This window comes from Fluoribacter gormanii (assembly GCF_900156395.1).
Taxonomy (GTDB): domain Bacteria; phylum Pseudomonadota; class Gammaproteobacteria; order Legionellales; family Legionellaceae; genus Legionella; species Legionella gormanii.
Map to the genome: position 1 here is coordinate 95,304 of NZ_FTNL01000009.1, position 11,950 is coordinate 107,253.

The following is an 11,950-nucleotide window of genomic DNA, read 5'->3' on the forward strand; positions in this document are numbered from 1 at the left end:
AACCGCTCGTGAATAGGGGGAACGCATACTAATTTTTTACCAATTGACAAAATACATTCATCATCTCAATTTGCTCGATGTTCGTTGGAGTAGCATCAAGCAATGAGGGCGAATAGACAATAATCGCCAAACACTGGGCTCGCGAAATGGCAACGTTTATTCTGTTTTTATCAAAAAGAAAACTAAGTCCTCGAGGAGATTCATCTGCATTGCTCGCACACATGCTCAAAAATACAATTGGGGCTTCCTGTCCTTGAAATTTATCAACGCTTCCTACTTTAGCCTGTTCGCCCAGTGCTATCTTCAATTTATTCACCTGATGATTGTATGGGGCAACAAAAAGGATATCTTCCCAACTGATTATTTTTTGCGAGTTATTATCCTTAAATGTTCTGCCTAAGAGTTCCCTGGTTAATAAGACAATCTTCTGGACTTCCTCATCACTGGCTTGGGTATTTCCCTCATGCATGACAGGTACAGGAATAATTCCTGCCTCTTTATTCAGCACCCCCTGGTATCCCTTGGGAATTCTTATTAAGCGATGCTCATTTTCAGGAGCGGTTTCCAGTTTGCTCTCATAAATCGCGTCACTGATAAATTGATTTACCGCAGGATGCATTCGATAGGTAGTACCCAAAAAAACCCCCATTGAATCTGGAATTGTTGGAGTTGTGTGTAACAAGTACTCTAATATCGATAAACCGCTTTCTTCAGGATGGCTTCCTTGAGAAGGTTGTCCCAACTGCATTTGATCGCCCATTAAGATAATATTGTGAGTTGCATGACTCATGGCAATTAAATTCGCAACACTAACCTGCCCTGCCTCATCAATAAAAAGATAATCAAAAGCATTGGCTAATTCTTCTCTGCTAAACCCCCAGGCTGTTGTACCTACAACACAACCTGGTTGAATGAAATCAACAAGATTTTTGTTCTCCAGTACCGCAATATCCAAAGCATCAATGTTCCCATCTGTATTACGTGTGCAGGCAAAATGGCCTTTTATTCCTTTTTTGTGGCAATAGTTCGCAGTACTCAATAGCAAGTTATTGATTGCTTTATGACTATTTGATGAGATGCCTACTTTTTTTCCTCTGTGAATAAGCTCAGCGATCAGATGTTTTCCGGTGTAGGTTTTTCCTGCACCTGGAGGACCTTGAAGTGTCAGATAACTATTATTTAAATTTAAAACCGCACGAATGATTTCAGTTAATCGCTCTTCGGGATGATGACTTGGTGCAATTGCTAATCCTTGAGAATGATCTTTAATTCGCGGATAAGACTTGTTCAGAAAATCCAATATCGCGGTATGTTCAAGCAAACCTTGGTCAAATAAAGCAGCTTGCTTGGCAATTGCATCAGGAATCGAATGAGGATCTACATATTCATTAGGAATCAACGTAATTGGATCATCCACTTCATTTTTCATTTGCAAGACAATAATCCCATGTTCCAGGTCACTGTCTTTCTCACAATAATTTGCTGTGACTGTCTCTCCCTCTTCTGTTTCCTTACCTAAAATGAAATATTGCTTGGCTCCTCCTTTAAACTCCTGCTCCGGATCAAAAAAATACTCATACGCCATATTACGTGACTTGGGTGAAAGCTTATAGGGTGGCTTGGGGGTTCGTCGACAATAGGCCAAACAATCAATATCATCAAGTAGCTCTTCTCCAGTTAAACCCAGACGTTCGAACATACGCCAGAACACCGGCTTGGCTTCACGTCGATGAAACTCAATGGACCATGCTAAAATAGAGTTTATTTTGGCTAATTGTAAATTACCTTCTGCCTTTAAGCGCTCTGTATTTGCCAGTAATCGATCGCGTAATTGAGTACGTTCATTTAATTCTTCCTTTACCTCAAGTTCAACAGGTTCTGTTTTACCTAAGTAAGTAATACCTTGTTCTTGTTGGCGTACTCTTAACCAGTCAACCAGTTCCTGAGTGGAATTACAATCGTCAATATTATATGCGCGAATATCATTTAATGTTTTTGACGTTTGCCAATTTTCTCCATCTGGATTTTCCCGCCAATGTTCGTAAACAACGACTGAGTCTCCCCCTGATCCCACCTCAGTATCACGTTTGGCTCGATATAAATGCTCTATATTTTTAATGGAATAACGCGGCTCACCAATAATCAGAGAGGCTTTGACGATTTTATATAAATCAACAAATACTTCATTACGTAAAAGCTGGTCCACCTCATCTTCGCACACACCATATCGCCCCATGAGTCGCCGACATGCGGAAATTTCATAGTTGGCATAATGATAAATATGCATTTTCGGATCTTCTTGCCAACGCTGATAAACCCACTTTATAAAAGCCTGGAAACTTTCTTTCTCTTGCTGCGAATTATGAGCCCAAAAATCCTTATATTGGCGTTGACCGTTCTCATCAAAATAAGCAATCCCCCAAAGATATTCGAGCCCCCCTTCTTCAAGGGGAAAACCTTCAATATCAAAAAATACGTCCTGTGATGATCCTGGAGGTAAAAGCGCCAAACCGTATTTTTGGCCTGGGACATGATCTATCATTTGATATAAAGGGATATCCTTGCCCCTACTTTCTTTTTGAATTTTAGCTTGTGCCTGCAAACGCGCAAAACGTTCCGGTTTAATCCCTTTTACCCAGGAACAATCTGCATGAGCTAATGCAGTCATCGTCTTAATACCTGCCAGATGCAGTTTTTTGATTTGTCCTTTTGTAATGGTTGCAACCTGAATCAAATGATCTGCTTTGACTAATAACTCCTCGGCATAAGTGGTCCATCTCCCCCAGCTTTTAGATACAGCTGGATCAGGGCATGCAACAGGATCAAAATTCTGATGCGCCAATAAAAACTTTTTTTTCAAATTCTGATAAAAATAAATATAATCAGCAGTACGAAATCGTCTCTGCTCCTTAGTTCCTAAAACGACGGTGATGTATTCTGTTCTACAACTTTGCATGACTTCGAGCATTTCAGCATAGCAACATAATTGCAGCAGAAAACCAGGTTTCACAGAGCGGGCAAGTTTGGTATCCCAAACCTCATAACTGTATTCACCAAATCGACTTTGACCTGCAGTTTTTATTAAAAAGTCTGCATAACCCTGAAATGGAAGCGATTGCAGATGAGCCTGATAAATCACATCGATGCCATCATTCATGGCCGTTAATGTTGCCTCATATGAGTTGTCCTGTTGGTGCAAATTCGCAATGGATAATCCTTGTTGCTCAAAAAAATCCAAGAGTTCTAATTCATGTTGGTGGCCTAAATGCTGCAATACATCATTTAATTCATCTTTTTTATCAGGTGGAGGTAATAAATCAGGGCGTACCATTGCCAGATGTTCTATCCAGGATACAAAAGGGCTCTCCATAAACTGAGTGAGATCCGTTGGCGAAAAAACTAATTGGCTGGATTTAATGTACATTTTGAAGCAATTTAATATGAGGTTAATTCAAAATTATAACAAAACTTTAGCTCTGTGATACATACCATACAACCCATTGATTTTAAAGTGTTTTTAAAATTTAAAGCGAGAGCGTCTTAAATAATATAAAATCCAGCTTAATAATGCTCTGTAACTGAGACCACAATATAAAAAATGATGAGTAAAAATGAAAAAATATCCCCGGAAAATCAAAAGACAATTAATCGAACGATTGGTTTTTTAACCAGCTCTTTAGCACTTTATGCATTGCTTCGCAAAGGCAATTACAGAGCAGCATTTCTTTTGTATCAGAAAAGCGGTGGAGGTGGTTTCAATATTTATAAGGAACAGGAAAATGGCAAATTAAAACGCTGTTTTGCCATTGACTATCATCCTTTTTGGGATAAAAAAATCAATCAAACTGTTTGGAAATTGCATTATCATCGCGGTGATAACGAAAGCCAAATGAAGAAGCATAGACCGTATCAGGGAGGATGGTAATCCAACTAGTCTTGTCGCTGTAAATTTTGATGCTAATAATTTGATTAAATTGAAATTTTTAGGGTTATTATTCATAATATTGCTCTTTATTTAACAAGGGTGCCAATAATGAAATTTGAAAAAATTGAACATTTTATTAAAAAAGCAGGGTTCCAGCTTATTCATCAAGGAATGGGATTTGGACTGGTAGAAGGACGTCCTTCATATCTCTATCAAAAAGATATTGTAGGCAGTACCCCACAAATGATTCAATTAGCTGTATCAAGAGAAAATAAAGAGGACATACAGCCAATCTTCAGTGAGAATGTTCCTAAGCTGGTTCGTGATTCAGTTGATAATATTATCAACAATAACACCACTGAGTCCGAGACTTTAGGATGCAGCGTCATCCCATATTAAATCAATAAAGCTTTGGCTTTGCCGAAGGGGTAGCCAAGCTCAACCATATTAAATTTTAATGTTGCGGAGAATTGCATTAACTCGAGGCCGATACTTTAAAACCGATCTATTTTTGAGCTAAGAAACAAAGCCTGGCACCTATACAAGTTGAAGCGCTTTTTTTGGTTCGTATTGTTCATTAATGTCTATGTCATAAGTATCTTGCCCAAATTTTCTGAGTGTTTCCCAAGAATTTGGAAATTTATAAGGATCAAAATAGTGGAAGAAGCGATACATTGCTGAGCCATAGATCACTTCTCCTTGGGGGTTTGTTGTTACATTAAAATGAAGTTGTAACGGTTTTTTTAATTGCTCTACTCGTGCTAAAAAATCTGATAAAGACTCACTTTCTTTAACATAGTTCACCAGAGATTTTTTAAGCACTTGCCACTCTTTTTGATTTTTGGTCTCTCGTGCCCCGAGTAATCTCCTTTCAAAGTCTTGTGAATTAAAGTTATCTTTTAGTAAGTCTAGTTTCTGTTCTGCATTGTTAGGGTCAAATGATTTTTCCAGCTCAAATTGTTCCAGCTTAATTAAATTCGTTTTTATCCTTACGGCAATTTCTTCACAGGACAACAGAGTAATCCGCGGATCCAAATCCAAACAAATGCCTAATTTATTTTTCAAGAGCAGCTGATTAAGAATACCTAAAGTAAAGGTTCTCCCATTACCATCGGGAAAGGGATGTAATAAAATCATTGATTTGATAAAACGTGCAATATCGACTAATGAGGGAGACTGTATCTGATTAAATTCAGCGATCAATTGTTCAAATTTCGGCCAAACCAAATCGAAATCTTCATACTTAGCAAGGATGTCTTGCATTTCAGTTAGTTCCGAAAGTTCGTTTTCACTAAGCCTTACTGAATCAATAAATGGATTAATACTGTCAAAAGGTGGAATATATCTAAGTCTATATTTTTCATTTTTTAATTGATTAAACAGTACCTTCGCCATATCACTATTTGATTGACATTTAAAACTATCTCGCATTTCCTGAACTGTTTTGAAATGTCTAGGAGAGGAATAACCATTAACCAATTCAAATCGAGGTCCATAACCCGAACGGTTTATTTCAGCCCATTCAAGAAGTTCGAGTATTCCCTGTTCACTAATATTACTATTATCTGTCAGAAATGCGACTGAACCTTTTCGAATAGGGAATTTCATATTGGCGCGTTTTGCTGGATTCATCGCATTGAAAACATCAATAATCTGGTCTGTTGTTAGTACCTTTTCAGCATTTTGCAAAGCAATTCGGATTCCAGCAAGGAGTTCTTCTTTCGCTATTTCAGTATAACTGTTGGAGACATATGGAGTTTTTAAACGATTATTGAGATTATTTTTTATATACTGAAATATTTTTGCAAGGTTCATTTTAACAACCGCTGAATATAATTAAGTTAAATTGTAAATAATCAACCTTAACATTTTATTAACAAAGTGATTTTTTAATTATCATTGCTTTGTACTGAAAAAAAATCGAATATAAATAAAAAAGATCAGAAAAATTTACGCGTATCCGTAGAACAAAGCGGCACAAATATCAAACTATAATTGATGGATAATAAATCCGTACCGCCGAGTTTAGGTAAGTTAGTATCAGCAATTTTTTCTTTGCGAGCGATTTTCTAAACTCCTTTGGGTATAGTTTGCACATCAAAATCATGAGTCATTTGATGTGCCTGAACGATTTCATGAAACTCTTGCAAAGGATAAGTTGAGTGACCCATTATAAAAAGCCCAGCCCCCTTAAATTAAATTACTCTTTAAACATCACGAACACGTTGTTGTTCTAAATTCTTCACGGCTGCCCAACGAGGAAAAAAAGGACCTAGTTTTTTAATAAAGTCATAGGCCATAAATAATGCACCTAGAGCAAATACGACATCTCCAGGTAATCGTAACCATTGCCAGAGTAGTGTTGTATTATAAAACTCAAGGCTTCTTGAATGAGCAAAACCATGCTCATAAACATCCATTAGCTGTGCCCAACCAACTGGAAAGAAATTCAAAACGATCCATAAGACAAGACCTAGGTTATATAACCAAAAGGCCCAAATTCCTAACCGATCACTCCAGGGGTAACGATCTCCAGCAGCATAGCGCAGGCAAAAATAAATTAAACCAAGGCCAAGCAAACCAAATGCACCAAATAATGCCGTATGTGCATGGTTTAAAGTAAGAAATGTGCCGTGCTCATAATAATTTACAAGTGGTGCATTGAGTGTACCTCCACCGAATACTCCTGCGCCAACAAAATTCCAAAAGGAAGCGCCTAAGATATAGAGATAGGCCAGATTATATGTAAATGCGCGTTGTCGCTTAATCAATTGATGATGTTCAATCGCATCAATAATGAGGAGCACTAAAGGCAATACTTCAATGAATGAAAACATGGATCCTAGCGGCACCCATAAATCCGGAGTACCTGTCCAATACCAGTGATGGCCTGTGCCGATGATACCCCCCAAAAATACCAGAATTGTTTCAAAATACATGGTTCGTTCTGCTAAAGAACGCGAAATCAATCCTGTTCCCATTAAGAGATAAGCAGTGGCGCACGCAGCAAAAAATTCAAATGACTGCTCCACCCAAAGATGAACTACCCACCAACGCCAAAAATCAGTGATTGTGAACGATTTTTCAATCCCGGTTAATGGGATCATTCCAAAGCAATACAATACAGCAACATTTATTGTACTTGCCCAAAAAAGATGCTCTAAACGAATACGTCCAGTCCAAAACTCAATAGTTGCAGTTTTTAAGCCACTCCAGGTAGGCCACATACCGCGAAAAACAATAAAGCTCCAAAGGAAAAGACCGACACAAAATCCCATTTGCCATAATCGACCAAGCTGTAGATAAGACAAACCTTGATTACCAATCCAAAACCAGGATTCATTCACGTACCCCATAATCCCCAAATAATTACCAACAATGGCCCCACCAACAATAAATAAAGTGACCCAAAAAAGCAGATCGACAAAAAAACCTTGTCGCTTCGCTTCTTTTTTACTAATCAGAGGCGCCATAAAAACAGCCGCACTCACCCATGAAAGAGCGATCCAGACTATAGGTGTTTGGATGTGTACATCACGTAAGAAATTAAATGGTAAATAATCATTAATCTTTATTCCATAAAAACCCGTACGCTCCGTGTAATAATGCGCCATAATGGCACCTACAGCGATTTGAATTAGCAAAACCAGGGCAACGACAACAAAATATTGCCCTACCTTGCGCTGGCTTGGTGTCAACGGCTCAAAACCCAAAAACACTGGTGTTTTAAATGCATCATCAGGAGTACTCAAATATCGGTGATAAATAAAAAGTACCGCGCCAAAACCCAAAAATACAAAACAAAACGATACCCAAGTCCAGTAAAAAGTATGCGCTGTAGGTGTATTACCCATAGTAGGTTCATAGGGCCAATTATTGGTATACGAACTATTTTGTCCTGGTCTATGAGCAATCGTAGTGAGCGAGGAATAAATAAGAAAGTCAGCGGTTTGTAAGGCCGTTTGTTCATTCAAACTGTACGCTTTGGTCCAACCGGCTTCGGCATCATGATTAAGCAGGGTTTGTGAAATTTGATTCCGCAGTTGCAATATTGCATCAGCAACTGGCTGTGACAACATACTGGTTTGTTTGCTCAGATCCGTTTGTTGCAGATCTCGTTGCATTTCCTGGCGCACAACGTATTGTTCCCCTTCTGCCAGATTCATAAAAGGTTTACCGAAACGTTGTTGTGCTATTTTATCCTCTATAATTCGACCAAGGCTTACTAAATATTTTGCTGTATAATCCTCTCCAAAATAAGAACCCATGCCATAAAGACTTCCATAGTCCATAAGGTCTGCGCGTTGAAAACCTGCTTTACCTGCGACTATATCATCGGCGGTCATCACAATCTGTCCCGAAGGAGATTGAAATTGCTGCGGTAAAGGAGGAACAAGCTGATAGGTTTTATAGGTCCCCCAAATTAGGATCATAAAACAGATGATTGCGGTAATTAAAAGAATCCATTTTAATACATTAGAAACTTTATCCGATGCGATAGGCTCAGCAATTGAATTTGAGGGTAGATGCTCCATTCGACACATTCCTTATGTGAAATATTCCTGATTGCTCACAAACTAAGCTCATAATTTTATACAAGAATTATCGCAAAACATAGTCTTTCATCCAATTGATTTTTGAGCTTGAATAAATTAGTTTGGCGCTCCTTTTTCATGCAATTTTTGTAATAATAAATGGAAATAAACTAGCCCTGCATAGGGATGCCATTGTGCAGTAATTTCCGCGATTTTTTTATAATCGGGTCTCTTATCAAGATGGAGCAATTGATATAAATTGTTTTGTGCGCCAAGATCATCCCCAGGAAAAATATCAATTCTCCCTAAGCCACGTAATAAAACATATTCTGCTGTCCAACGCCCTACTCCTTTAAAGCGACATAAAAAGTTAATTACCTCATCATTTGATTTATTTTCCAAGGAACTAAAACTTGATTTATCTGCAACGATCGCTGCCGCTAGTCGGATCAGAGTTTCACTTTTATGAGTGCTATAGCCTATTTTTTTTAATTCAGAAGCAGTGCAATTGGCAACTGCTTCCACTTGTGGAAATGCATAGAGTACTTGCTCTTTTTCCTTGAGTCTTATACCCAGGAATTCGGTCAAACGATTTTGAATTTGCAATCCAGCATCAAGCGATATTTGCTGACAGGAAATCGCATTAGCAAGTGTTTCAAAAATGGTGGGAAATCGTGGAGGTTTAAGACCCTTAAATTGGCAAACAAGGTGATTTAGTTGAGGATCGTGTTGTGTGATTTGATAAAAATCATGCAGATTGCGATTCAATCCCAGGAGCATCTCCAGTTCATCAGTGATTCGGTTTGAAGATAACTCGTGACGTTCGCTCTGTATAGAGAGCAACAGTTCAGGCTCATCAAGTCCTTTTTTTTGCTCAATAACCACTTTGACAGGAACATTGTCTATGACCAATAGTCGTGTGTAACGTTGCCCATCCCAGAGATCAACATTATTTTTACTTCTTCTACGCAAAGCAAAAACAGTATAATCCAACCTAAATGGCGCAACTGGATGTAAGGTAAAAAAAGTGCTCATGGCAAATTAACCTACTCTTTCGTTGAATATATTACTTAACCCTTTTAGCACACGATAAAAATTGCCATGGAATGGCTATCCTTTGACACAAACAATGGGCTTAAGTTTTGCGACTTTTTGGGTTAACCCAGATGCTTGCGCCGAATCGACAACGAAATCAACATTTTTATATGCCTCTGGAGCTTCTTCTGCAACACCACGATAGGAACTACTGCGAATTAAAATGCCTTGTTGTGCTAATCGCTCAATGATTTCACTACCTCGCCATTGTTTGGTTGCTTGATGTCGACTCATCGCACGTCCCGCCCCATGACAAGCAGAACCAAACGATTTATGTTCAGCACTTGCTACTCCTACCAGAACATAAGATGCCGTTCCCATGCTGCCGCCAATAATTACCGGTTGGCCTACATGGCTAAAGGCTTTTGTTAATTGAGGATGCCCCGGCCCAAAGGCTCGAGTCGCTCCTTTGCGATGAACAAATAAACGCATCGTCTTGTCCTCAACCTGATGCGTTTCCTCCTTGCAGGTATTATGGGATACATCATAGATCAGTTTTATTTGGGTTCCCGGCATCTCATTCTGAAAAACCTCACGCATAAAATGAGTAATGATTTCACGATTTGCCAGAGCACAATTAATTCCTGAGCGCATCGCGCCCAAATAACGTTCGCCCATTGGTGAACGGATAGGTGCGCATGCTAATTCACGATCAATGAGCTGGATACCATGCTCCTGTGCGTAAATTAACATGGATCGCAGGTAATCAGTTCCTATTTGATGGCCTAAGCCCCGAGAACCACAATGGATACTTACCACCACGTCTCCCTGAGCCAAACCAAATGCAGCAGCGGTTTTTTCACAATATATTGTTTGTACTTCTTGAATTTCCAAATAATGATTCCCTGAGCCTAAAGTACCCATTTCATTTTTTTGTCTTTTTTTGGCATGTTCTGAAACATGTTCGGGTAATGCCCCTTCTACTCGACCATTATCTTCAATTCGTTCCAAATCGTCCCATTCACCATATCCTTGCTTCACAGCCCAAACAGCACCACCATGCAGCATGTCATCCATCTGCTTCATCGTTAGATTAATGCGACTTTTACTTCCTACACCTGCAGGAATATGAGCAAAAAGAGCATCTGCCAGTTGCTCCTTGTAAGGTTCAAATTCTTCACGTTTAAATCCCGTAGATAAAAGTCTTACACCACAAGAAATATCGAAACCAACACCACCAGCAGAAACTACACCTTCATTGTCCGGATCAAATGCCGCAACACCACCGATAGGGAATCCATACCCCCAATGTGCATCGGGCATCGCATAAGACCCCTGAACAATTCCTGGCAAAGCTGCTACATTTGTGACTTGTTCATAGACTTTCATATCCATATTGAGGATTAACTCTTCTGAGGCAAAAATAATCCCAGGCACACGCATTTTCCCATGTTTGGGAATTCGCCATTCAAAATCACTTATTTTTTCTAACAGGTTTAAGTCCATTGGTTTTCTGCCTTAGCTCCTAAGAGCCTATTGAATGAATCTAAGCCTTACACGTCTACAACACATTGCGCCACCCAAAGGTTATTGCAGTGGTACACTTTTAATTCTGTGAACGTAGCACCTTTGACTTCTACTGCGGGTTGATGTCGCTTGATATTCACTGGCTCTCCTGCAATTATAGCAGTTAACCGCAAATCCTTAATGGAGACATCGAACTGACTAAAGAGCATGTTGTGCACTGCCATGTTATAAATGATGGCATTTAACCAGTCGACAAATAAAATTTCCTGACTTGGTGCCTCACACCTTACATGCAAAATCTTGGAAGGATGGACGGATTGTGAGTTAGTAATAACATTGGTCAGAGCTAAAGCGCCCATGGAAAAGGCTTCGGATAAAGTAAAACCAACCCCCCTCACCCCTATATCTGATTCATGAGAGAAATGCTCCCATTTACTTTGCGCAATCATAAGAATCCCGTTCCAATTGCTTGAGAATGACCTGAATGAGACAACCTGGTTCAGGAAAAGAATACTTTAGCCTTTAAAATAATGATTATCCAAATCTAAAACTTCTACAGACAACATGATATTTAATTCATTTTGTCCTGTTCTGAAAAAATTATCCAATAAATCAAAAAGCTCCTTACCTATGCTTTTTTTCTTCATATCATCTCTGCCAGGAAGCATTTTCAGAGTTAAATGTACAAAAGCATTCACTGCGCTCTGATCCCCAATATAAAACAACGGATGAACGATACATCTGCTCCTGCAATTTGATAATTGAGTAGGAAGTTTTTCTGCAAGCATTTGGTGCAACTGATCAAATAACTGATTTAAATGCTGAGACTTAATATTATTACTTAATTCCAAAATCAAATGAGGCATAATAATCAAAACTAAAAAATTGAATAATTGTAAATCATAACGTGGCTTGAGGAGATGTTGCA

The 11,950-nt window shown here is 38.8% G+C and carries 9 protein-coding genes; 2 read left to right on the forward strand and 7 right to left on the reverse strand.

Going from position 1 to position 11,950, the window contains the following annotated elements:
* Positions 1-28: 28 nt before the first annotated feature.
* Positions 29-3,424, reverse strand: a complete 3,396-nt coding sequence (locus tag BW930_RS07385; RefSeq protein WP_058468515.1) for a TM0106 family RecB-like putative nuclease — start codon at positions 3,422-3,424, stop codon at positions 29-31.
* Between the two features lie 174 nt (positions 3,425-3,598).
* Between BW930_RS07385 and BW930_RS07390 the strand changes: the two genes are divergently transcribed.
* Positions 3,599-3,925 carry a hypothetical protein gene (locus BW930_RS07390; protein WP_064276574.1) on the forward strand — a complete coding sequence of 109 codons (327 nt, stop codon included), beginning with the start codon at positions 3,599-3,601 and terminating at the stop codon, positions 3,923-3,925.
* 108 nt (positions 3,926-4,033) lie between these two features.
* Positions 4,034-4,324 (forward strand): hypothetical protein, encoded by a 291-nt coding sequence (locus tag BW930_RS07395; protein ID WP_058468517.1) that lies wholly within the window; start codon positions 4,034-4,036, stop codon positions 4,322-4,324.
* Between the two features lie 138 nt (positions 4,325-4,462).
* On the opposite strand, the gene BW930_RS07400 is transcribed toward BW930_RS07395, so the two are convergent.
* The 6 genes from BW930_RS07400 to BW930_RS07425 all read right to left on the reverse strand — a co-directional run bounded on the left by BW930_RS07400 (position 4,463) and on the right by BW930_RS07425 (position 11,888).
* Entirely contained in the window at positions 4,463-5,740 is a 1,278-nt protein-coding gene (locus BW930_RS07400) for a Fic family protein (protein ID WP_058468518.1), read from the reverse strand.
* Between the two features lie 392 nt (positions 5,741-6,132).
* Positions 6,133-8,460 (reverse strand): nitric-oxide reductase large subunit, encoded by a 2,328-nt coding sequence (locus BW930_RS07405; protein ID WP_058468519.1) that lies wholly within the window; start codon positions 8,458-8,460, stop codon positions 6,133-6,135.
* A gap of 117 nt (positions 8,461-8,577) precedes the next feature.
* Positions 8,578-9,495: a DNA-3-methyladenine glycosylase family protein gene (locus tag BW930_RS07410; protein ID WP_058468520.1), complete on the reverse strand. Its 918-nt coding sequence runs from the start codon at positions 9,493-9,495 to the stop codon at positions 8,578-8,580.
* Between the two features lie 75 nt (positions 9,496-9,570).
* Positions 9,571-11,001 carry an RtcB family protein gene (locus BW930_RS07415; protein WP_058468521.1) on the reverse strand — a complete coding sequence of 477 codons (1,431 nt, stop codon included), beginning with the start codon at positions 10,999-11,001 and terminating at the stop codon, positions 9,571-9,573.
* A 47-nt stretch (positions 11,002-11,048) separates the two neighbouring features.
* Positions 11,049-11,471 (reverse strand): archease, encoded by a 423-nt coding sequence (locus BW930_RS07420; RefSeq protein WP_058468522.1) that lies wholly within the window; start codon positions 11,469-11,471, stop codon positions 11,049-11,051.
* 66 nt (positions 11,472-11,537) lie between these two features.
* The gene (locus BW930_RS07425; protein ID WP_076547504.1) at positions 11,538-11,888 is read right to left on the reverse strand and encodes a 5-carboxymethyl-2-hydroxymuconate Delta-isomerase; all 351 of its coding nucleotides are present in this window, start codon (positions 11,886-11,888) and stop codon (positions 11,538-11,540) included.
* Positions 11,889-11,950 lie beyond the last annotated feature (62 nt).